Annotated in this window: 24 protein-coding genes; 12 read left to right on the forward strand and 12 right to left on the reverse strand. The window is 63.2% G+C overall.

Annotated elements, in window-relative coordinates; translation table 11 throughout:
* The first annotated feature begins 85 nt into the window (after positions 1-85).
* Positions 86-1,000 carry an oxygen-dependent coproporphyrinogen oxidase gene (gene hemF, locus N4J17_RS03360; protein ID WP_198322970.1) on the forward strand — a complete coding sequence of 305 codons (915 nt, stop codon included), beginning with the start codon at positions 86-88 and terminating at the stop codon, positions 998-1,000.
* On the opposite strand, the gene N4J17_RS03365 is transcribed toward hemF, so the two are convergent.
* Positions 995-1,648, reverse strand: coding sequence for an MlaC/ttg2D family ABC transporter substrate-binding protein (locus N4J17_RS03365; RefSeq protein WP_198322969.1), 654 nt, complete (start codon positions 1,646-1,648; stop codon positions 995-997). The genes hemF and N4J17_RS03365 overlap by 6 nt on opposite strands.
* Positions 1,649-1,764: 116 nt before the next feature.
* Here N4J17_RS03365 and hemB point away from each other — a divergent pair, with 116 nt between their 5' ends.
* Both hemB and aroE read left to right on the forward strand, forming a co-directional pair.
* Entirely contained in the window at positions 1,765-2,769 is a 1,005-nt protein-coding gene (hemB, locus tag N4J17_RS03370; RefSeq protein WP_198322968.1) for a porphobilinogen synthase, read from the forward strand.
* Positions 2,766-3,605: a shikimate dehydrogenase gene (aroE, locus tag N4J17_RS03375; protein WP_198323028.1), complete on the forward strand. Its 840-nt coding sequence runs from the start codon at positions 2,766-2,768 to the stop codon at positions 3,603-3,605. The genes hemB and aroE overlap by 4 nt, the downstream gene beginning before the upstream one ends.
* Before the next feature lie 467 nt (positions 3,606-4,072).
* Here aroE and N4J17_RS16565 read toward each other — a convergent pair whose 3' ends face one another.
* From N4J17_RS16565 to N4J17_RS03390, 3 genes are all read right to left on the reverse strand, one after another.
* Complete coding sequence (locus tag N4J17_RS16565; protein ID WP_198322967.1) at positions 4,073-4,375, reverse strand: helix-turn-helix domain-containing protein; 303 nt, start codon at positions 4,373-4,375, stop codon at positions 4,073-4,075.
* Between the two features lie 239 nt (positions 4,376-4,614).
* Entirely contained in the window at positions 4,615-5,337 is a 723-nt protein-coding gene (locus tag N4J17_RS03385) for a metalloregulator ArsR/SmtB family transcription factor (RefSeq protein WP_338457633.1), read from the reverse strand.
* A gap of 126 nt (positions 5,338-5,463) precedes the next feature.
* Positions 5,464-6,006 (reverse strand): gamma carbonic anhydrase family protein, encoded by a 543-nt coding sequence (locus tag N4J17_RS03390; RefSeq protein WP_198322965.1) that lies wholly within the window; start codon positions 6,004-6,006, stop codon positions 5,464-5,466.
* A gap of 77 nt (positions 6,007-6,083) precedes the next feature.
* Here N4J17_RS03390 and N4J17_RS03395 point away from each other — a divergent pair, with 77 nt between their 5' ends.
* Both N4J17_RS03395 and N4J17_RS03400 read left to right on the forward strand, forming a co-directional pair.
* Positions 6,084-6,656 carry a LemA family protein gene (locus N4J17_RS03395; RefSeq protein ID WP_198322964.1) on the forward strand — a complete coding sequence of 191 codons (573 nt, stop codon included), beginning with the start codon at positions 6,084-6,086 and terminating at the stop codon, positions 6,654-6,656.
* Between the two features lie 5 nt (positions 6,657-6,661).
* Positions 6,662-7,582, forward strand: a complete 921-nt coding sequence (locus tag N4J17_RS03400) for a GIDE domain-containing protein (RefSeq protein ID WP_198322963.1) — start codon at positions 6,662-6,664, stop codon at positions 7,580-7,582.
* Here N4J17_RS03400 and N4J17_RS03405 read toward each other — a convergent pair.
* From N4J17_RS03405 to N4J17_RS03435, 7 genes are all read right to left on the reverse strand, one after another.
* On the reverse strand, positions 7,579-7,896 hold the full coding sequence (locus N4J17_RS03405; RefSeq protein ID WP_198322962.1) for a phosphoribosyl-ATP diphosphatase: 318 nt from the start codon (positions 7,894-7,896) through the stop codon (positions 7,579-7,581). The genes N4J17_RS03400 and N4J17_RS03405 overlap by 4 nt on opposite strands.
* Before the next feature lie 3 nt (positions 7,897-7,899).
* Positions 7,900-8,286: a phosphoribosyl-AMP cyclohydrolase gene (gene hisI, locus N4J17_RS03410; RefSeq protein ID WP_198322961.1), complete on the reverse strand. Its 387-nt coding sequence runs from the start codon at positions 8,284-8,286 to the stop codon at positions 7,900-7,902.
* The gene (gene hisF / locus N4J17_RS03415) at positions 8,283-9,047 is read right to left on the reverse strand and encodes an imidazole glycerol phosphate synthase subunit HisF (RefSeq protein ID WP_198322960.1); all 765 of its coding nucleotides are present in this window, start codon (positions 9,045-9,047) and stop codon (positions 8,283-8,285) included. Before hisF ends, hisI begins: the two co-directional genes overlap by 4 nt.
* Position 9,048: 1 nt before the next feature.
* Complete coding sequence (hisA, locus tag N4J17_RS03420; RefSeq protein WP_198322959.1) at positions 9,049-9,780, reverse strand: 1-(5-phosphoribosyl)-5-[(5-phosphoribosylamino)methylideneamino]imidazole-4-carboxamide isomerase; 732 nt, start codon at positions 9,778-9,780, stop codon at positions 9,049-9,051.
* A gap of 49 nt (positions 9,781-9,829) precedes the next feature.
* The gene (gene hisH, locus N4J17_RS03425) at positions 9,830-10,471 is read right to left on the reverse strand and encodes an imidazole glycerol phosphate synthase subunit HisH (RefSeq protein ID WP_198322958.1); all 642 of its coding nucleotides are present in this window, start codon (positions 10,469-10,471) and stop codon (positions 9,830-9,832) included.
* Positions 10,472-10,516: 45 nt separating this feature from the next.
* Complete coding sequence (gene hisB, locus N4J17_RS03430; RefSeq protein ID WP_198322957.1) at positions 10,517-11,110, reverse strand: imidazoleglycerol-phosphate dehydratase HisB; 594 nt, start codon at positions 11,108-11,110, stop codon at positions 10,517-10,519.
* 95 nt (positions 11,111-11,205) lie between these two features.
* A complete protein-coding gene (locus tag N4J17_RS03435) occupies positions 11,206-12,873 on the reverse strand; it encodes a pyridoxal phosphate-dependent decarboxylase family protein (protein WP_277458351.1) in 1,668 nt (555 codons plus the stop codon).
* A 146-nt stretch (positions 12,874-13,019) separates the two neighbouring features.
* Between N4J17_RS03435 and N4J17_RS03440 the strand changes: the two genes are divergently transcribed.
* The 4 genes from N4J17_RS03440 to N4J17_RS03455 all read left to right on the forward strand — a co-directional run bounded on the left by N4J17_RS03440 (position 13,020) and on the right by N4J17_RS03455 (position 14,867).
* Complete coding sequence (locus N4J17_RS03440; RefSeq protein ID WP_232470464.1) at positions 13,020-13,175, forward strand: hypothetical protein; 156 nt, start codon at positions 13,020-13,022, stop codon at positions 13,173-13,175.
* Between the two features lie 41 nt (positions 13,176-13,216).
* Entirely contained in the window at positions 13,217-13,600 is a 384-nt protein-coding gene (locus N4J17_RS03445) for a class I SAM-dependent methyltransferase (protein ID WP_232470477.1), read from the forward strand.
* Between the two features lie 36 nt (positions 13,601-13,636).
* Entirely contained in the window at positions 13,637-14,074 is a 438-nt protein-coding gene (locus N4J17_RS03450; protein ID WP_198322956.1) for a VOC family protein, read from the forward strand.
* A gap of 484 nt (positions 14,075-14,558) precedes the next feature.
* Positions 14,559-14,867 carry a hypothetical protein gene (locus N4J17_RS03455; protein ID WP_232470463.1) on the forward strand — a complete coding sequence of 103 codons (309 nt, stop codon included), beginning with the start codon at positions 14,559-14,561 and terminating at the stop codon, positions 14,865-14,867.
* Positions 14,868-15,219: 352 nt separating this feature from the next.
* Here N4J17_RS03455 and N4J17_RS03460 read toward each other — a convergent pair whose 3' ends face one another.
* Positions 15,220-15,678 (reverse strand): hypothetical protein, encoded by a 459-nt coding sequence (locus N4J17_RS03460; protein ID WP_198322955.1) that lies wholly within the window; start codon positions 15,676-15,678, stop codon positions 15,220-15,222.
* Between the two features lie 149 nt (positions 15,679-15,827).
* Between N4J17_RS03460 and N4J17_RS03465 the strand changes: the two genes are divergently transcribed.
* The 3 genes from N4J17_RS03465 to N4J17_RS03475 all read left to right on the forward strand — a co-directional run bounded on the left by N4J17_RS03465 (position 15,828) and on the right by N4J17_RS03475 (position 20,574).
* On the forward strand, positions 15,828-16,049 hold the full coding sequence (locus N4J17_RS03465) for a hypothetical protein (protein ID WP_198322954.1): 222 nt from the start codon (positions 15,828-15,830) through the stop codon (positions 16,047-16,049).
* A gap of 362 nt (positions 16,050-16,411) precedes the next feature.
* Positions 16,412-17,524: an efflux RND transporter periplasmic adaptor subunit gene (locus N4J17_RS03470; RefSeq protein WP_198322953.1), complete on the forward strand. Its 1,113-nt coding sequence runs from the start codon at positions 16,412-16,414 to the stop codon at positions 17,522-17,524.
* On the forward strand, positions 17,521-20,574 hold the full coding sequence (locus N4J17_RS03475; RefSeq protein ID WP_198322952.1) for an efflux RND transporter permease subunit: 3,054 nt from the start codon (positions 17,521-17,523) through the stop codon (positions 20,572-20,574). The genes N4J17_RS03470 and N4J17_RS03475 overlap by 4 nt, the downstream gene beginning before the upstream one ends.
* Positions 20,575-20,611: the final 37 nt, after the last annotated feature.

A 20,611-nucleotide genomic window follows, 5' to 3' on the forward strand; every position in this document is an offset into this window, starting at 1 on the left:
CCCCGAGCATCCTGCCCGCCATGCTAGAATCCGTCGAATCCTCGACACCGCACCGAGCGCAACCGCCCCATGGAGGAATCAAGGCATGGCCGGACCCGACATCGAAGCCGTCAAGACCTATCTGCTCGATCTTCAGGATCGCATCTGCAACACCCTGGAGGCTGAAGAACCGCGCGTCCGCTTCCTCGAGGACCGCTGGGAGCACGCAGCCGGGGGCGGCGGCCGGACCCGCGTCCTGAGCGGTGGAGAAACCTTCGAGCAGGGCGGCGTCAATTTCTCGCATGTCCTGGGCGCCAGCCTGCCGGTCTCGGCGACGGCACACCGGCCGGAACTGGCCGGCCGCAGCTTCCAGGCCACCGGCGTATCGCTGGTCATCCATCCATTGAATCCTTATGTGCCCACCTCGCATGCCAATGTGCGGTTCTTCCTGGCCGAGAAAGAAGGCGAAGCGCCGATCTGGTGGTTTGGCGGCGGTTTCGACCTGACGCCTTACTATCCGTTCGAGGAGGACGTGATCCAATGGCACCGGACGGCCCGGGACGCCTGCCTTCCGTTCGGGGAAGACGTCTATCCCCGATTCAAGCGCTGGTGTGACGAGTATTTCTTCCTGAAGCATCGCAACGAGACCCGCGGCGTGGGCGGCCTGTTCTTCGATGACCTGAACGAATGGGGATTCGAACGCTGCTTCGCGTTCCTGCGCAGCGTGGGTGATCATTATCTGAAGGCTTACCTCCCGATCGTCCAACGGCGGAAAACGATACCTCACGGGGAACGGGAACGGGAGTTCCAGCTTTATCGGCGCGGCCGCTACGTCGAATTCAACCTGGTTTACGATCGCGGAACCCTGTTCGGGCTCCAGTCGGGGGGGAGAACGGAATCCATCCTCATGTCACTGCCCCCCGTCGCCCACTGGCGCTACAACTGGCGACCGGAGCAAGGCAGTGCCGAGGAAAACCTCTATCTCAACTATCTGAAACCACGGGAATGGCTGGAATCATGATTCCTTGTGGGCCAACGGCTCCTTGAACGCGTTGGCATTGCGCTGTACCAAGTCCTTGATCAACGGTTCCAGGCCCGTCTGCGCGACCTGATTGGTGAAGCTGGTGCGATAATTTTGCAACAAACTGATGCCTTCGATCAGCACGTCGTAGACCTTCCACTCGCCACCGGTCTGAACCATGCGGTAGTTGACCGCGATCGGCTGCGCGCCTTCCTGCAGAACCTCGGTCCGGACCATCACCTTACCGGACTCGGTGCTTTCCTGCATCGGCAGATAGCGGATGTTCCAGTTGGAATACTCGGTAAACGCCGTCGTATAGGTCCGGACCAGGAGCGTCCTGAATTCCTTTTTGAACCGCTCTCTCTGATCCGGCGTGGCCGTCTTCCAGTACTTCCCGAGCACCAGCATGGAGACTCGCTCGAAATCCACATGCGGGTCGATGATGCGCTCGACCAGTTCGGTGGCCTTGCGGAAATCCTCCTTGTATTCGGGCTTCTGCAGCGAACTCTGAAGCTGATTCGAGGTCTGCTGGATCACTTGCTGGGGGGGCGAGAGTTGCTCGGCATAGGCCGACGCCGCAGACACCCCGCATAGCAATAGCACGAATCGCAAACAACTCGCGTAACGCAATACGGCCTGGGCATTCATGAAAGACTCCTGAAGGGAAATGAGGGGAATACAGGGGCGTCAAGCACGCGGTATCATAGCGTGCGGGCCTTGAGTACACTATACCATTCGATTCGGAAACCACCCAGTTCAAGGACATGCTCCAAACCCCCGCCGGATGCTTCCCGTCCGTCCGCCTCCGCCGCATGCGCAAGGATGATTTCAGCCGCCGCCTGATGCGGGAAAACCGGCTGATGGTGGACGACCTGATTTATCCCCTGTTCGTCACCGAAGGCAGCAAGGTTCGCGAACCGGTCGCATCAATGCCCGGGGTCGAGCGCCTCAGCCCGGACCTCCTGCTGGACGAGGCAACCGCCGCTTTCGAGCTGGGCGTCCCGGCGGTCGCCCTGTTTCCGGTGATCGCGCCGGATAAGAAGGATCTACAGGCCAGCGAAGCCTGGAACCCGGAAGGACTGGCCCAGCGCGCCGTCAGGATACTGAAAGCCCGGCTCCCCGAACTGGGCGTCATCACCGACGTCGCGCTGGACCCTTTCACCTCGCACGGCCAGGACGGGCTGATCGACGATGCCGGTTACGTAGTCAACGACAAGACGGTGGACGTCCTGGTGAAACAGGCTCTGTCCCACGCTGCGGCGGGCGCCGACGTGATTGCCCCTTCCGACATGATGGACGGCCGCATCGGCGCCATCCGGCAGGCACTCGAGGCCGAAGGTTTCGTCAACACGCGCATCCTCGCCTACTCGGCGAAATACGCCTCCAGCTTCTACGGCCCGTTCCGCGACGCGGTAGGCTCGGCCGCGAACCTCGGCGGCGGCAACAAATACAGCTACCAGATGGACCCCGCCAACGGCGACGAAGCGCTTAGGGAGGTCGAACTGGACCTGCAGGAAGGCGCGGACATGGTCATGGTCAAGCCCGGCATGCCCTACCTGGACATCGTGCGGCGGGTGAAGGATCGCTTCGGCGTGCCCACCTATGCCTACCAGGTCAGCGGCGAGTACGCCATGCTGAAGGCCGCGGCGCAGAACGGCTGGCTGGACGAGCGCGCGGTCGTGCTGGAGTCCCTGCTGGCCTTCAAGCGGGCCGGCGCCGACGGCATCCTCACCTATTTCGCCAAGGACGTGGCGACTTGGCTGAAATGACCCACCCCGACCGATACGCGGTGTTTGGGCACCCGATCAAGCACAGTCAGTCGCCCCGCATCCACGCACTCTTCGCCGCCCAGACCGGCCAGGACCTGGTCTACACCGCATGGGACGTGGCACCTGAACGGTTCGAATCCCAAGTCCGCGAGTTCTTCGGCAGCGGCGGGCGTGGCATCAACTGCACCGTGCCACTCAAGGAACTCGCCTGGCGGATCGCCGACAGCCGCAGCGAGCGGGCAGAGCGGGCGCGCGCGGTCAACACGCTGGCATTGCGGGACGACGGCTCGGTGTTCGGCGACAACACCGACGGCATCGGCCTGCTCCGCGACCTGCGGGACAACCTCGGGCTGCACCTCGTGAACGCAAAAATCCTCATACTCGGCGCCGGTGGGGCGACGCGGGGAATCCTGGCGCCCTTGCTGGCCGAGCAGCCGGCCCGGCTGGTCATCGCCAACCGCACCGTCGCCACGGCGGAAACCCTGGCTGTGGAATTCGGCGACCTGGGCCCCGTCGAAGGCTGCGGCTTCGCGACATTGGCCGGACACCGCTTCGACCTGATCCTCAACGCCACCGCCGCCAGTTTGAGCGGCGAACTCCCGCCACTCCCCGCCGACATACTCGCCCCCGGCGGCAGTTGTTACGACCTGGCCTATGCGTCCGAACCCACGCCCTTCGTGCGGTGGGGGCGGGAAAAGCATGCGGTCGTCAACGCCGACGGCATAGGCATGCTGGTGGAACAGGCTGCCGAAGCCTTCCTACTCTGGCGCGGCGTGCGCCCGGCAACGCGACCGGTGATCGAAGCGCTGGAAGCCGAGCGGCGAACCGCGATCTAATCCGCCCGGCTTGACGCCGGGCGCGCGAAATTAAATGCAACGCCTGCTATTGGCCGCTGATCAGCACGATTCGCTCGATATGGACTCCAAGCCCAACGCCCCAGGTTATGAAATTTCTCATGTTTTTTATTCCTGTGGCGGTGATCCTAGATGTCAAGTCCCGGACGATCATAAATACGCCGATGAAATAGATTGGGCAGTCTCAAGTTTGAAGTGCAACAGTTTCGGTTAGTTTGAGGATTTCCTCTTGGTACACTTCAGCCGGTGTCTTGAGGCCCGGCACATTCCGTGGCCGGTTGATCAGCAGCCGGGGGATGGCGTTCAGCTCGGCCTGCGAGCCCCCCGACCAATCCATGCCCTGGGGCAGGTACGGGCGAATCAGGCCGTTGGCGTTCTCGTGGCTGGGCCTTTGCCAGGGGCTGTACGGATCGGCGAAGTAGACCTAGACCCCGGTGCGTCCAGTCAGTTCAAGGGGCCGGGCCATCTCCTTGCGCTGGTCGTAGGTCTTCCTGACGCAGGCCGGGACGGCCCGAAGCTTGCGCGTGAAGCCCTCCAGCGCCGCGCCCGCGCCGCCGTCCTGGCTGGTAGCGCCGTTGGGCGGCAGGGGCGGCGTAGCTCGCCACGCCGCCGTTGCGCGCCAGCTCGCGAGAGACGGTAGACCGCGAACAGCCCAGGTTGTCGGCAATGGCGGCCGGGCTTTGGCCCAGCCAGCGCCCCCGGTGGCTCGCGTCGCGCTCGGACGCACTCAGCTGTTGGTAGCGGATTTTCATGGCAACACCTCATCTCAGCTTCGGTGTTGCACTTCATTCTGGAGACCGCCCTGGTATAAAACTCATCCCAATCTATTTCATCGGCGTATTTATGATCGTCCGGGACTCGACACATACGCTCAACGTTTGACGTAACCGGTCGGGTGAGCGCGGAGAAAACCGGAAAGCACCAACTGCGGGCAATCCGATTGATCGCGAAGTCACGCAAAATGTTTACGGAGGCCGACCAACAATACTCATCATTCCGGCACAGACTCCGTGATAGCAAGCTCAATCCGGGCAAGCACTCTCGGCCATCCGTCGCGCATTCCCTCGAATGCGGCCTTGCCTAGCGGCGAGGCAAGGTCGAACCCCTGGTGTTCCAAGGACAAACGGGTGCCTTCACCTTCGGCCTGCAGCCGCCAGGTTAGGGTGGTGTTCAAAGTTCCCGGCGCGAATGAATAGGAGAGAAGCTTCTCGTATTCTACTGCAAGGACCTCACAGAGTTGCTGACCCCATTGCCCCATATCCAGGGTAAAGCGATGACCGACGACCGGACGCACATCCCCGGCGCCCCACCATCGGGCCAGAAGCGCGGGATCGGTCAGCGCCGCCCAGACCTTCGCCGGCGGGTACGGTATGGATTGTGTGAGTTGAATCAAACCAGGCTCGATCATGGGGCATTTCTCCTTGGCAAGGGGCTCGTTGAGGGCACGCAGGCGCTGCTGCCAATAAAGTTCGAAGGGATGCAGCCAGTCCTCGAGCTCGGACAAGGGACCAATATTCAAGTGGTAGAAGCGCTGGCGGCCCCGAATCTCTTCCGCGACAAGCCCCACCTTTCTCAAAACCTGGAGGTGCTCGGAAACGGCAGGCCGATTCAGTTCGAATTGCGAAGCGATGTCGCCTGCAGGACGCGGGCCTTCACGCAGGAGTTCGAGGATTCGCCGCCGCACTGGATTGGCGAGGACGCCAAAAATATCCATCACTGACATGGTTAAATAATATGTCGGATATTTCCGACGCGTCAAGCGGAGCAAACCGTACCCCGCCCCGCGCGTTATCGGAAGCGGGCTTGCACCATCATGATCGCGAGTCTGACGCGCGTTGGGTCATACCATAACGCTGTCGCACAAATACCGGTCTTTCAACCTGACGTAGCCGTCACGGGAGTGGACGAGGAACTCGAGTTCGGAGTCCTTCAGGGGCCGCGCCTGTTTGGCGGGCGAGCCGACGTAGAGGTAGCCGCTCTCCAGGCGCTTGCCCGGCGGGACCAGGGTGCCGGCGCCGACCATGACATGGTCTTCGATGACCGCGCCGTCCATGACGATGGCGCCGATGCCGATCAGGCACAAATCGCCGATGGTGCAGCCATGGAGGACAGCGCGATGGCCCACGGTGACGCCGGCGCCGACGATCAGGGGGAAGCCGGCCTCGTTGAAAGCACTCGGCTGGGTGACGTGCAGCACGCTGCCGTCCTGGATATTGGTGGTGGGGCCGATTTCGATACGGTGGACGTCACCCCGGGCAACCACCATCGGCCAGATCGAAACATCGTCCCCCAGACTCACGTCGCCCGCCACGAAGGCGCTTTCCGCCACGAACACGTTGCGGCCCAGTGTGGGGTGGATGCCATTGTAGACATGAATCGCCATCTTTCCTCTCTGCCAGTCTGCGTTCTGGCGATGGCCGCCGGCCGTTATACTACCCTCCATGCAGGAGGAGAGCCACCATGCCCATCGCCGGTTTCGTACTTTTCGGGGTGTTGATCCTGATCGCCCTGTATGCGGTCCTGATCTACAACCGTCTCGTTCAGCTCAAGCATGATACCGTAAAGGCCTGGTCCAACATCGACGTGCTCCTGGCCCAACGCCACGACGAACTGCCTAAGCTGGTGGAAACCTGCAAGCAGTACATGAAGCACGAGAAGGAGACACTGGCACGGGTGATCGAGGCCCGCAGCGGCGTTTCCGCGGCACGCGAACATCACGACGTCCGCGCTCTAGGCGCCGCCGAGGGCGAGCTGCGCCAAGGCTTGATGAGCCTTTTCGCCGTGGCCGAGAACTACCCCGAACTGAAAGCCGACCAGTCGTTCCGGATACTGGAGCGGCGCATCACGGAATTGGAAAACTCGATCGCCGACCGCCGCGAGTTCTACAACGACCACGTCAACGCCAACAACGTCCGGCTCGACCAGTTTCCCGACCTCATCATCGCCCGCCTGTTCGGCTTCAAACCGTTCGACCTGCTGGAATTTTCGGATACCGACATCAGCAACCCGGACCTGCGCGCCCTGTTCGGCTGACGGGGATGTCCGACTGGCTCGCGGCGGCGGAAGATCGCGAAATCTGGCGGCTGACCTGGCTGAGCGCCGCCGCAGCGGCGCTGTGCCTGTGGCAGGGTTTCCGCCATCTGGGCCATGGCCGGGCGATCACCGACCGGCCGACTTCGCGCATACGCTCGGCGGCCCAGGGATACGTCGAACTGGAAGGGCGTGCCCGGATGATGGCGGGCGCCCCTATCGTTGCGCCTTTGAGCGGGAAACGCTGCGTGTGGTACCGCTACACGCTGGAACGCAAAGACCGGGGTAGCGGAGACTCAGGCTGGCAAACGATCGACGCGGGCACCAGCACCGCCATCTTCGAAATCGAGGATGAAACCGGTCGCTGTGTCGTCGATCCCGAGGACGCCGAGGTGCTGCCGTCACTCCGCCTGAGCTGGCGGGGTCCCTATCTGCAGCCCGGTGGCCTGCCGCGCGGGCGCCGAAGTCTCTGGGACGTCCTGCTCCCGGCCGGTCCCTACCGCTATACCGAGTCCCGCATCCCCGAAGGCGAGTGGCTTTTCGTTTCTGGCCAGTTCGCCGGCATCGGCGGCGGCGATTGTTCTCCGGAGGAGGAGACGCGAGACCTGTTGGCGGCCTGGAAACGGGACAAAGCCACGTTGCTGCGGCGCTTCGACGCGAACAAGGATGGCGACATCGATCTGGAGGAATGGGAAACGGCGAGGGAAGCAGCCCGCCGGGAGGTTTTGCAGCGTCGCGGCACCGCGGCGCATCCGATTGAGCTCAACGTGCTGCGGAAGCCGCGCGATGGATCGAGGTTCCTGATCTCGGCGCTGTCCCAGGGTCACCTGGCCCGGCGTCATTTGTGGCTGGGGCTCGCCTGGCTGACGGGTTTCCTGGTCGCCGTGAGCCTGGGCGGCGCGGTGTCGGCCAGGCTGTGGGCCGGTTAGCTGGGTTTGCGCAAAGCCTTCTCTTCCAGACCCGACATACTGAAGCGCCGGGCCAGCTCCCGCAGCACGTCGTCTGGCCCGAGCCCCTGTTGGGCGAGCAGCACGCAGCAGTGAAACCACAGGTCGGCCATTTCGTAGACGATCTTTTCGGGTTCTCCGTCCTTGGCGGCGATCACGGTCTCGGTGGCTTCTTCACCGATCTTCTTGAGGATGGTGTCGAGCCCCTTGGCATACAAGCTCGCCGCATAGCTCTTGTCCGGCGCTTCGGTCTTGCGCTGTTCCAGGATTTCCGCCAACCGCTGCAGGATGTCCATCACTCAGGCTCCGTAGATCGAATCGGGCGACTTCAGGACGGGCTCGACCGTCGCCCAGCGGCCGTCCTTCAGCACGCGGTAGAAGCAGTGGTGGCGGCCGGTGTGGCAGGCAATGCCGCCGGCCTGTTCAACCTTGAGCAACACCACGTCCTCGTCGCAGTCGATGCGAATTTCCAGTACCTTCTGGCGGTGGCCGGACTCCTCGCCCTTGCGCCACAGCCGGCCGCGCGAGCGCGACCAGTACACCGCATAGCCTTCCTCGGCAGTCAGCGCCAGGGCCTCGCGGTTCATCCACGCCACCATCAGCACTTGGCTGGTCCCGGCCTCCTGCGCCACCACCGGCACCAGACCGTCAGCGGTCCAGCGTATCTCGTCGAGCCAGGCGCTCACCGGCGTACCTCGATGCCCTGGGCGGCCAGAAAATCCTTGGCCTGGCCGATACTGTATTCGGCGAAATGGAAAATGCTGGCAGCGAGCACGGCATCGGCCCGGCCCTGCAGGATGCCGTCGGCGAGATGCTGGAGGTTGCCCACGCCGCCGGAGGCGATGACCGGCACGCTGACCGCGTCGCTGATCGCCCGGGTCAGTCCCAGGTCGAAGCCGGAGCGGGTACCGTCGCGGTCCATGCTGGTGAGGAGGATTTCACCCGCGCCCAGTTCGACCATGCGCCGCGCCCATTCCACGGCATCCAATCCCGTCGGCTTGCGGCCGCCGTGGGTGAAAATTCCCCAGCGCGGCGGATCCTCGCTCACCTGCTTGGCGTCGATGGCTACCACGATGCACTGCGCGCCGAAACGCTCGGCGGCCTCGCGCACGAACTCGGGATTGAATACGGCGGCGGTGTTGATGCTGACCTTGTCAGCGCCGGCATTGAGCATGCGGCGGATGTCGTCCAGAGTGCGGATACCGCCCCCCACCGTGAGTGGAATAAACACCTCGCCGGCTACCTGCTCGACCACGTGCACCATGGTTTCGCGGTTGTCGGAACTGGCGGTGATGTCGAGAAAGGCCAACTCATCGGCGCCTTCCCGGTCGTAGCGGCGGGCGATCTCGACCGGATCACCGGCATCGCGGATAGCGACAAAGCGGACGCCTTTGACCACGCGCCCGTTGTCGACGTCGAGGCAGGGAATGATGCGCTTGGCCAGCATGCTAGAAAGTTTCCGCCAGCTTGAGACCTTCGGCGAAGTCCAGTGTGCCCTCGTAGATCGCCCGGCCTGTGATGGCGCCGATGACGCCGTCGCCGACGAGCTCACCCAGCGCCCTGATGTCGTCGATCGACGTGATGCCGCCGGATGCGATCACAGGGATGTGGATCGCCCGCGCCAGCCGGGAAGTGGATTCGATGTTCACGCCGCCCATCATGCCGTCGCGGCTGATGTCGGTATAGATGATCGCCTCGACGCCATCCGCCTCGAATTTCTGCGCCAGGTCGATCACGTCGTGGTGTGAGAGCTTGGACCACCCGTCGATGGCGACTTTGCCATCGCGGGCATCCAGTCCGATGATGATGTGGTTGGGAAATTCGGCCGTGACATCGCTCACGAAATGGGGCGCACTGACGGCCTTGGTACCTATGATGACGAAATCGACCCCGGCGTTGAGGTAGCCTTGGATGGTCTCCTCGTCGCGGATACCGCCGCCGACCTGGATCTCGACATCGGGACAGGCCTCGCGGATGGCATGGATGGCCCCGGCATTGCGCGGCTTGCCGGCGAAGGCCCCGTCCAGGTCCACCAGATGCAGGCGCCTGGCGCCGGCAGCGACCCAGCGGCCGGCCACCGCCACCGGATCATCGGAAAACACCGTATCGTCTTCCATGCGGCCCTGCCGCAGGCGGACACATTTGCCGTCTTTCAAGTCGATAGCCGGTATCAGCAGCATAAACGTAAGGCCCTCAACGCCTCAGTAATGGATTTTTCAACGGGATCTCCTAAGGTTCCCACCGGAGAAAATTGGCCAACAGACGCAAACCGGCAGCCTGGCTTTTTTCGGGATGGAACTGCACCGCGAACACCTTGCCCCGCGCCACGGCCGCCGCGAACGGGGTGGGATAGTCGCTGGTCGCGGCGACGTCGGCCGGATCGGCGGGCGCCGCGTAATAACTGTGCACGAAATAGAACCAACTCTGCGCTGGAATACCGGCCCAGAGCGGATGGGACGGATCGCTGAATTGGACACGGTTCCAGCCCATATGCGGAATCTTGAGTGGGGCACCGCCGGCATCGGTGAGTCCAGCCGGGAACCGCAGCACCCGGCCGGGAATGAGGCCTAGGCTGCGGGTGCCGCCGTTCTCCTCGCTTTCGTCCAACAGTGCCTGCATGCCCAGACATATCCCCAGGAAGGGTTTCTCGGCCGCCACCCTCCGGATCACCGGCTCCAGGCCGCGTTCGGCGAGGTGCTCCATGCAGTCGCGCATGGCGCCCACCCCGGGGAACACCACACGATCGCTGCCGAGGATCACGGCTGGATCGGACGTGAGCGTGACAGCAGCGTTCGCGTCTGCATGCTGGAGGGCCTTGGCGATGGAGTGGAGATTCCCCATGCCGTAATCGATGACCGCCACCGAAGACATAAACTCAGGTTCTGTCAGCAAAGAAAGAGGGATCGAAGAGCGGGCTCAGAGCAGGCCTTTGGTTGAGGGGAGGATACCGGCGATTCTCGCGTCGCGTTCGACGGCCGCACGCACCGCGCGCCCGAACGCCTTGAAGATCGTCTCGGCGACATGGTGAGCGTTCTGCCCTTTGAGGTTGTCGACGTGCAGCGTCGCCTGGGCGTGGTTCACGAATCCGCGGAAGAACTCGACGAAGAGATCCACCTCGAAGTCGCCGATACGGTCGCGGGGAAAATCGACCTCGTAGAACAGGCCGGGTCGCCCGGAAAAATCAATCACCACCCGCGACAGCGCCTCATCCAGGGGGACGTAGGCATGGCCATAGCGGTGGATGCCGCGTTTGTCGCCCAGCGCCTCGGCGAAGGCCTGGCCGAGCGCGATGCCGACGTCTTCGACAGTGTGGTGGGCGTCGATGTGCAAGTCGCCCTTCGCTTCGACCTCCAGGTCCATGCAGCCGTGCCGTGCCACCTGGTCGAGCATGTGGTCGAGAAAAGGCACACCGCTACGGAATTTGCCCTTGCCGGTACCGTCCAGGTCGATCTGGACCCGTATCTGAGTTTCCAGGGTATAGCGCTCGACCTCAGCGGTTCGCCTGTTCATGGAGGAAGGAAGAATGAATCATGTTCTGGCCGTTGAAGTGTCTATCATATACCGCGCACGGAACGAGCATAAGTCCCTGCCGGCCGTCCGGCCATTCAGGCAGAAAAACCGGGCCCACAGGACTCCCAGGCCCGCCATACCTGATCGACCACCCGGTCGATCGCCCTTCGATCGGTCCAGGGGCTCATGATGAAGGATTTGATGGCGGCGATGCGGCCGTTGCCACGGCCTGCGTCGCGATAGGCGTCGGTCCAGGACAACAGCACGCCCTCGCCTTTTACCGCCTTGGCATGCATGCGGTCGAAGATTTCGCGGTTGAAACGGTTGTGGCGCTCCAGAATGTCCGCGTACGCCGGGTCGGTCAGTTCCCGCTGATAGGCCGCCGCCGCTTCGGTGCCGGGCGGGTAGAGCCGGAACAGGGTCACCGGCCCGAAGTTGCCACCGTTGAGAATATGGACGAAATCCAGCTCCTCCAGCAATTCGCGCAGACGCTCCGACATTTCCACGCTGTGGCCGAGGATGACGCGATAGCCCTCCTTGCCGAGCAGCCGGAGATTGGCCAGTGCCGCCAGCGCGCCGGCACCGGAGCGGGAGCATTCCAAAGTGAACAACCCCGGATGGTAATGGCCGAACTGATAGAGATAAGGCATCTGGGCCGGATCGCGACTCAACAGCGCCAGATTCTCGCGGTCCTTCACCAGCACCGCGCTGGACACATAAGGCGCATAGCCGGTCTTGTGGAAATCCAACCCGATGCTGTCGGCGCGGTGCAGAAAGCCGATGCGCTCGACCGAATCCTGCAGCGAGCGCAGGGTGCGGGCATGGAATCCCAAGGGATTCAACTCGAAGTCGTAATCCTTGAACACCGACCACGGCCAGCCGATCACCGCATCGGCATGGAGGTGCGGCCGGTACGGCAGGCGGTATTCCTCCGCCAGCGCATCCCGGATATCGGCGATGGCGGCGAGGTCGTCGATGCCGAAGGCGTCGGTGGTGCCGAGGGTGGCGATGATCGCCGCCACTTCCTCACCGGCCTCGAACCGCCGCCGCAGCTCACTTTCCAGATGGGTCAGCGACATCTCGTTCTGAAGAGTGGTGGGCACGGTGACCAGGTTTTCGCTACCAAGCCCCAACCAGCCGGCGACGTTCACCCTGGAATAGTGCGACACTCCCGAAGCCAGTATTTTGTACGGCTTGCGGATGCCTTCACGCATCGCGCGGCCGCCGGAAATCTTCTCCAGGGCCAGCTTCAGGCCGTAGAGTATCGTGCCGGTACCGCCGAAGGTAAACACCCCGCCGGCACGCTCCCGCTCGTAGCCGACCAGATCCGCCAACATGGCCACCGCCTCGATTTCGGCTTCGGCGAAGCGGGCGGAATATTCATCCCAGATGATGTTCGGATTGTAGATGGCGCTGGCGATGAAAGCGGTGATGCTGGCAATGGTGGGCGGCGGTATCACATTGGCCTGGGCGTTCGGATGCGCCCATACCACCATGCCGCGGCAATAGTCCGCCAGCATGGCGGTAATCCGCTCGATCGAGCTCATCCGCTCCGGCATCGGCAAAGCGCGCTGGGCGGCATAATCGCCGTCCAACGTCGCCCCCAGGACGGGTGCGGCGGACTTGAGGTCGTCCACCCGATCCAGGAAACATGACAGCGTATGCACGAAGTAGCCGTCCATGACCGGATTGGACACCGGTGACGGAAAACAGGTCTTCAGGGCCTCCAGGATCTCGCTGTAATGACGATGATAGGTGTTCACGCCGATCCGTCCTCATTGCCCTGCCCCCGTTCGGGAGCACTCGATCGCAGCAAACTAAACCAAGCGCCCGCCAAGATCCAGCTCCGGGACCGGCGATATAATTCCCGCAACGCTGACCCTGCCGAGGCACACGCATGGATTTCCGGATGAACTCTCCCACCGGCAAGGCCACCCTAGCGTACGCCAGAAACGGAGACTATGCCCACCCCGGCGAAGAGGATGCCGTTGTCGCGGCGGTCGACAGGCTCCCGCGCGAGGGGATCCACCATCTGCTGGATGTCGGCTGCGGTTGCGGCATCTGAACCGAAACCTCACCCGGCCCGTATGATCGATCCACCATCTGCTGGATGTCGGCTGCGGTTGCGGCGGTACCGCCAACTGGTTCCGGCGCCATGGCTGGGGCGAGGTGACCGGGGTGGACATCGACGCCGTGTCGCTCGAATACGCCAGACAGCGCTATCCCGGCGTCCGGTTCTTGCAGCAGGATGCCTGCCGCATGGAGCCGGAGCAATTCCATGGATTCGACCTGGTTTATCTGTTCACGGCCCTGTACGCCTTCCCCGACCACTTGGAGGCGCTGCGCCGGATGAGGATGGCCGCGCGGCGCATTGGTACGGGCGGGAACGCAGGACTGAAGTCCGACCGTGACCTGGGCCGTTGGCCTATATGCAACGCCGCGATTACGCTTAGAATCCGCATGACTGTCCGTCAGGCAGCGTTCGGCTGAATGGCCGTCCCAGGTCGCGAGCACAGGAGGCAAGATATGGCTAAAGCAATTCCCGACGGTTATCACACCGTCATCCCTTATCTGGTGGTACGGGGCGCCGCCGAATTGATCGAATTCATGAAAACCGCATTCGACGCGAAGGAATGGGAACGGATCATGCGTCCGGACGGCACCGTCGGCCATGCCGAAATGCGAGTCGGCGACTCTGTGATCATGCTGAGCGAAGCCAGAGGCGAGTGGCAACCCATGCCCGGCGCGATCTATCTCTACGTCCCCGATGCCGACGCCGCCTACCAGCGCGCACTCGAGGCGGGGGCATCCTCTATCTCACCGCCCGCCAACCAGTTCTACGGCGACCGCCACGGTGGCGTACGCGATGCATCGGGCAACATCTGGTGGATCGCCACCCACATTGAGGACGTACCGGCCGCGGAACTCAAGCAGCGCGCCGAAGTCTTCTTCTCCAAGCACTGAACGTTCGCATAAACGCTGACCGCCGCGTCACGCTGCTCCATGCGCCCGACGGCCGCTCCACCGGCACGCTCAGGCTGCTGAAAGAACGCTGCGCCGCCGCGAACGGCGCATTACGGTCAGATTCGGCCCGGTGCCGGCACTGGACGCGGAACTCGCCGCCGCCCAAGGCTGACACTTTCAATCGCTCCCGCCCAGCACCAGCCGCCCGGGCGCGCGCCCCAAACCGAGGCGACGCCCCATTATTGAGCGCCTACCACCCAAACGCCCGTCTAATCAGCCCCATACGGCCATCCAGGAACAGAAGGCTTGCCATGCCTAACGCATAAAGAAATCTATGGCGAATTGAAAAAAGAATAAGCCCGAGGTTTCGTTTTGAGACGATACGTAATATGATCTTGCGCACATCATTGGTGCATAGTGATTTTGTGCACCTATTTGATGCAAACTACAGTGACGCCAAGACCCCGTCCAAGAGGAATGCTCCATGCTTACCAAAACCATGACGACAACTACCTTGGGCATAGCGCTGACCATTGGCCTCCTGGCCGGGCAGGCCCATGCCAAACCAAACATCGTCACCGAAACCGACGTCAAAAGCTGCCGGTTTCTGAAAACGGTCGTGGGATCGTCGGGCTACGGCAAGAAAATCGGGAGCTGGCAGCCCCAGGCCAAGGCATCCGCCGAAAGAGAGGCCACCCAAATCGGCGCAAGCCACATCGTCTGGGGCGACTTCAAGTCGTTCGGAGCATTCAATGGCATCGCGACCGCCAAAGCCTACGACTGCGGCAGATAAACCTTCCGCCATGCCAGAGCCGGGGGAGACCGCCCTCCCCCGATCAACCAACAGACTTCCTCAATCCCCGTCGTTTTGAACAGGGCGGAGTATCCGTCCGGTACTTAATTTCAGCCGGCGCCCCGTCACTATCCTCGCTCTGCATCGGCATTGACACGATTAAACAGGTCGATATGCTCGTTAGCATCGGCGAGGAAAAAATGCGACTTCACTTCCCGCCGAAATGTCTGCCGAACACGAACCGGACTACCAGTCCATGCGTGGACTGCACGGGATTCAACTTGCGTAAGGCCATGCGCGCGGTCGGCCCGCACCATGACGACACCTTGCATCCCGCCGGTATTCGGGGCCCTCAGTTTTCCCTCCCGGTTGCGGCGAAGATGGCCGGGCCGGTGGCGGTGACCCGGCTGGCCGAAATGGCTGTGGTGATCGGACCACACTGACCCACGATCTGAACCTGCTGGAAAAGCAAGGACTCGTCACCGTGGCACCGGGCCCGGACCGCCGGATCCGATGGGCCGCGATCATGGCACAAGGCCTCGCCGTCCTTCGGCAGGCTTACCCGCTCTGGCAGTAAACCCAGGCCAGGCTGCTGGCGAAACTCGGGCCAGACCGCCTGCAATCTCTGCGGGGAAACATGGCGACACGGGTCGACGCTGCCCTGGTACGGTGAAATTTTTTCTCGTTTCAGTGCAGATACACTCTTTTGGTCCACCCTGCGGTGGAGGTCGATTTCAACAAACCATGACGCCGCAAAAAAATCCGCCCCCCGCGACAAGGCGCCTTTGGGACGGATATCCGGTGCGGCCAAAGGAAACACCGGCGATCGAAACGGCCTGGCTGCGCAAGATTGCCTTGGGGGCGGGGCCGAGGATGTCGGCTACGCCAGAATGGAACGGGCCGAGATAGCGCGGCGCGCATTCGATATCCTGCGGGCATTTCCTTGCGCGAAAACCCTGCTTGGGTTTCATCTGCCACGGCAACCGCGAAACCATCCGCACCCTCAGTCGTTCCATCGCCAATCTCGAACTCCACCCGTTGGCGGATGCGGCAACGACATCGCCCGGCGGATCGTCCAGACACTGGAACGGTACGGCGGTCCTGGATGCCATGGCCGATCATGACTCCGGCCCCATCGACTACAATCCCTGTCTGGAATGTGAGCCTTGCGTCGGTGCCTAATCAGCGGGAGGGATCGGGAAGGACGGCCATTTCGATTTTTCTGCCTGTCATACCCATCACTTCCGGGAGTTCATGGAAGGCGCCGTCGACTGGGCCGATACGATCGCCGCCGGCGCATCGGGCTAGCGGAAAATAGATCACCGAAGCGGCATCCCTGTGGCAAGGCCTTCTCGTTCGGGGCGGACTATAAAGCCGCCTACGGCCTGCCGGTGATGTCCCGCGTGATTCCCCCTTGCCATGAACAGGGAAAAAACGTTATGAAATGCCTTGCCCGCCTTGCGGGCCACGCCGTCCAAAGTTCAGGACTTTACGCCCGCCGAGGTGCTCGCGTGGTCGCCTCCGCCAGGGCCAGGGAATCCTCCATGACTGCCACCCTTCCGTCGAAACCGGGAAGCTTCATCCCCATCGCTCTCCTCGCGATTTTCTCGGCGCTCGCGGCCTGCTCCGACAGCCGCGGCGGAGCGGAGCTGACCCGACCGGTCGTCACCTTTCGGGTCACCGAAGAAGCCGGTTCCGCCGGCATGAGTTTCGCCGGCGAAATCAGAGCCCGCCATGAAACCACCCTGTCTTTCCGGGTCGCCGGAAAACTGGCCTCCCGCCCGGTCGAGCTGGGCGACCGAGTCCGGAAAGGCCAGTTGCTGGCCGCTTTGGACCCTGCCGATTACGAACTGGCCATGCAGACGGCCAAAGCCCAACTGGCCGCCGCCCGGGCAGAACTGGAGTTCACCCGCGAAGATCTTCAACGATACCGCGAACTCCTGGAGCAGCGCGTCGTCAGCCCTCCCGAATTCGATCGCCGCCGCACCGCCTTCACCGCCGCGAAGGAGCGCGTGACTGCGCTCGAAGCCCAGGCGGCCCAGGCGTCCAACCAGGTGGACTACACCGAGCTGCGCGCCGACCGGGGCGGCGTGGTCACTGCGGTCTCGGCGGAAACCGGCCAGGTGCTGGCCGCCGGCCAGCCGGTGCTCACGCTGGCCCGGCTCGACGAACCGGAGGTCAGCGTCGATGTCCCCGAGCACCGCGTCGGCCGGATCCACTCCGGCCAGGAGGCGGCCGTGACGCTTTGGGCCGACGGGCGGCGGCTCAAGGCCCGCATCCGCGAGATTGCCGCGGCGGCGGACCCTGCGAGCCGAACCTACCGGGTAAGGGCCACGCTGCTCGAAGGCCAGGAGACTGTCCGTTTCGGCATGACCGCGACCCTCTGGATCGACGCCGTCGGAACGGAACGGCTGGCGATCCCCCTTTCGGCCGTGTTCAGTCCCCAGCAGCAGCCCGCTCCGCCTCGCGTCTGGCTGGTGGACGAAGCACAGCTTACGGTCAAATCGGTGCCCGTCCGCCTGAATGGAGTCACGGGCGCGGGACGCGTTTGGGTCGAAGGCGTGGTGCCAGGCCAGTTGCTGGTGAGTGCCGGCGTGCAGCGCCTGACCGAAGGCCAGAAAGTGCGCATCATCCCCGACCCGACCGGCCGGCCATGAAAGGTTTCAACCTCAGCCAATGGGCGCTGGAACACCGCGCCTTCACCGGCTTCCTCATGACACTCGTCCTGCTGGGCGGGCTTTTCGCCTATTTCCGGCTGGAGCAGCGGGAGGATCCCGAATTCACCTTCCGCCTGATGGTGGTGAAGACGCTGTATCCAGGGGCGACGGCGCGGGAGGTGGAGGAACAGCTCACCGACCGCCTCGAAAAAAAACTCCAGGAGCTGCCAGACCTCGACTACCTGCGCAGCTACTCCAAGCCGGGAGAATCGCTGATCTTCGTGGTACCGCGTGAGGACACCTCACCGGAAGAAGTCGCCGACATCTGGTACCAGGTCCGCAAGAAAGTCGGCGATGTCCGGATGACACTGCCACAGGGGGTCATCGGTCCCTTCTTCAATGACGAATTCGGCGACACCTACAGCCTGATTTACGCTTTTTCCGGCGAAGGCTTCGATTACGCCCGGCTCAAGGAGCGGGTGGAAGCGGTCCGGCAGCAGATTCTGCGAGTCAAGGACGTGGAAAAGGCCGATCTCATCGGCGCCCAGGAAGAAAAAATCTACCTCGAGTTTTCCGACAAGAAGATGGCCCGCCTGGGACTGGACGCCACCGAGGTCGCCGCCGCCCTGCAGACGCAGAACGCCATGGCGCCGGCGGGAACGGTGAACACCGGGGCGGGCGATTTGCCGGTGCGGATCACCGGAACTTTCGACTCGGTGGAGAACGTGGCGAATCTCGCGGTGCGCATCGGCGGCCGGACCTTCAGGGTCAGCGACTTCGCCGAGGTCAGGCGCGGCTATGTCGACCCGCCGGAATTCCGGATGCGTTTCAACGGCAAGGATGTGATCGGGCTGGGCATCGCCATGAACCGGAAGGGCGATGTGCTGGCTCTGGGAAAGGCCCTGGACGCCACGCTAAAGCGCGTCGAAGGCGAACTGCCGATCGGCATCGCGGTGGAAAAGGTCGCCGACCAGGCGCAGGTCGTCCGCCGCTCCATCGGCGAATTCAAACGCACATTCTTCGAAGCGCTGGCGGCGGTGCTCCTGGTCAGCTTCCTGAGCCTGGGGATTCGGGCGGGCGCGGTCGTTGCGCTCACGGTGCCCTTGGTGCTGGCCGCCACCCTGCTCGGCATGCTGCTGGCCGGCATCGCCCTGCACCGCATCTCCCTAGGAGCGCTGATCCTGGCGCTGGGCCTGCTGGTGGACGATGCCATGATCGCCATCGAGATGATGGCCCGTAAGCTCGAGGAAGGCTGGGACCGGATGCGAGCCGCGACTTTCGCCTACACTGCCACCGCCTTTCCGATGCTCACCGGTACCCTGATCACCATCGCCGGCTTCCTGCCGGTGGGTCTAGCCCGCTCCCAGGCGGGCGAATACACGCAAGCGATCTTCCAGGTGGTGGGGCTCTCGCTCATGTTGTCCTGGTTCGGGGCGGTGATCTTCACGCCTTACCTGGGATTCATGGCGCTCAGGCCGAAAGGTGCCGGATCGGCCCATGAGCTCTACGACACCCCCTTCTACAACCGTCTGCGCAGAGGGGTGGCGGCCTGTGTGGAGCATCGCGGCAAAGTAATCCTGGCAACGGCCGCGCTGTTCGCCCTCGGCATCGCGACCTTGACCCGGGTACCGGAGCAGTTTTTTCCGCTGTCGAACCGGCCGGAGGTCGTGATCGACCTGTGGCTGCCCGAAGGAAGCAGCTTCGCGCAAACCGAGGCCGCCGCCAAGCGTATGGAATCGGTTCTGGCCCATGACCCGGACGTGTTGAGTTACGCGACCTACATCGGTGGCGGCAGCCCGCGTTTTTTCCTGCTCATCGTGCAACAGCTCGCCAATGCCAACCTGGCCGAATTCGTGGTGATGACGGGCGACAATGGCGCCCGCGAACGGGTCATGCGACGGATCCGCCAGGCACTCGCCGCGGATTTTCCGGAAGTACGTGGGCGCGCCATGCGGCTCAACGTCGGTCCGCCGATGGATTATCCCGTGGTGTTCCGGGTGTTCGGCAAAGACCCCGCCGTCGTCCGCGGCATCGCCGACCAGGTGGCGGCGGTCGTGCGGGCCAACCCGCATACGGTGGACGTAAACGACGACTGGCACGAGCGGATTCCCGCGCTGCGGCTGGTGCTGGACCAGGACAAGGCGCGGGCCCTGGGGGTCAGCACGGCTTCTCTCGCCCGCGTCCTACAGGCTCATTACAGCGGCGTGACGGTAGGACAGCTCCGCGAAAACGACCAGCTCATCGATATCGTCTGGCGCGCCCAGACCCGGTTGCGCACGGACACTGCAGGTCTGCCCGACCTCGCCGTACCCACCGGCAGCGGCCAACCGGTACCGCTGTCCCAATTGGTGCGGTTCGAAACGGTGTTCGAGGACGGCGTGCGCTGGCGACGCAACCGTTTCCCCGCTATTTCGGTGCGCGCCGACGTGACGGACGGCGTGCTGGCGCCCGACGTCGCAGCGGAAATAGAACCGGCGCTCAAGCCCATCCTCGATGAACTGCCGCCCGGCTATTTCGTCGAAACCGGCGCCGCCCGGGAGGACGCGTGGACCGCCCAGAAATCGATCCTGGTCTGGATTCCCTTAGTGCTGGTGGCCACGCTCTTGCTGTTGATGCTGCAGTTGCAGAATCTGTCCCGGACCTTTCTGGTCTTCGTCACGGCGCCCCTGGGCGTGATCGGCGCCGCCTTCGCCCTCCTCCTGTTCCAGGCGCCGTTCGGATTCGTGGCTCTGCTCGGGATCATCGCTCTGGCAGGCATGATCATGCGCAATTCGGTCATCCTGGTGGACCAGATCGAACAGGATGAAAAAGCCGGTCTCGATACTCGCCGCGCCATCATCGAATCCACGGTCCGCCGTTTCCGGCCGATCATGCTCACAGCGGCGGCCGCCATACTTGCCATGATCCCACTGTCCACCAACGACTTTTTCGCTCCGCAGGCGATCGCGATCATGGGCGGCCTCAGCGTCGCCACCGTGCTGACGGTATTCTTCCTGCCGGCGCTCTACGCGGCCTGGTTCAAGGTCGAACGGCGCGAGGGGGCTGCATGAGAAATTCGTGGGGAACGAATTTGGACAGCCGGCGGCT

Source organism: Methylococcus capsulatus, from assembly GCF_036864975.1.
Lineage (GTDB): Bacteria > Pseudomonadota > Gammaproteobacteria > Methylococcales > Methylococcaceae > Methylococcus.

Coding starts and splice junctions, on each gene's coding strand:
- hemF (WP_198322970.1), top strand. CDS start 86: ATGGCCGGACCCGACATCGAAGCCGTCAAGACCTATCTGCTCGATCTT.
- N4J17_RS03365 (WP_198322969.1), bottom strand. CDS start 1,648: ATGAATGCCCAGGCCGTATTGCGTTACGCGAGTTGTTTGCGATTCGTG.
- hemB (WP_198322968.1), top strand. CDS start 1,765: ATGCTCCAAACCCCCGCCGGATGCTTCCCGTCCGTCCGCCTCCGCCGC.
- aroE (WP_198323028.1), top strand. CDS start 2,766: ATGACCCACCCCGACCGATACGCGGTGTTTGGGCACCCGATCAAGCAC.
- N4J17_RS16565 (WP_198322967.1), bottom strand. CDS start 4,375: ATGAAAATCCGCTACCAACAGCTGAGTGCGTCCGAGCGCGACGCGAGC.
- N4J17_RS03385 (WP_338457633.1), bottom strand. CDS start 5,337: ATGGATATTTTTGGCGTCCTCGCCAATCCAGTGCGGCGGCGAATCCTC.
- N4J17_RS03390 (WP_198322965.1), bottom strand. CDS start 6,006: ATGGCGATTCATGTCTACAATGGCATCCACCCCACACTGGGCCGCAAC.
- N4J17_RS03395 (WP_198322964.1), top strand. CDS start 6,084: ATGCCCATCGCCGGTTTCGTACTTTTCGGGGTGTTGATCCTGATCGCC.
- N4J17_RS03400 (WP_198322963.1), top strand. CDS start 6,662: ATGTCCGACTGGCTCGCGGCGGCGGAAGATCGCGAAATCTGGCGGCTG.
- N4J17_RS03405 (WP_198322962.1), bottom strand. CDS start 7,896: ATGGACATCCTGCAGCGGTTGGCGGAAATCCTGGAACAGCGCAAGACC.
- hisF (WP_198322960.1), bottom strand. CDS start 9,047: ATGCTGGCCAAGCGCATCATTCCCTGCCTCGACGTCGACAACGGGCGC.
- hisA (WP_198322959.1), bottom strand. CDS start 9,780: ATGCTGCTGATACCGGCTATCGACTTGAAAGACGGCAAATGTGTCCGC.
- hisH (WP_198322958.1), bottom strand. CDS start 10,471: ATGTCTTCGGTGGCGGTCATCGATTACGGCATGGGGAATCTCCACTCC.
- hisB (WP_198322957.1), bottom strand. CDS start 11,110: ATGAACAGGCGAACCGCTGAGGTCGAGCGCTATACCCTGGAAACTCAG.
- N4J17_RS03440 (WP_232470464.1), top strand. CDS start 13,020: ATGAACTCTCCCACCGGCAAGGCCACCCTAGCGTACGCCAGAAACGGA.
- N4J17_RS03450 (WP_198322956.1), top strand. CDS start 13,637: ATGGCTAAAGCAATTCCCGACGGTTATCACACCGTCATCCCTTATCTG.
- N4J17_RS03455 (WP_232470463.1), top strand. CDS start 14,559: ATGCTTACCAAAACCATGACGACAACTACCTTGGGCATAGCGCTGACC.
- N4J17_RS03470 (WP_198322953.1), top strand. CDS start 16,412: ATGACTGCCACCCTTCCGTCGAAACCGGGAAGCTTCATCCCCATCGCT.
- N4J17_RS03475 (WP_198322952.1), top strand. CDS start 17,521: ATGAAAGGTTTCAACCTCAGCCAATGGGCGCTGGAACACCGCGCCTTC.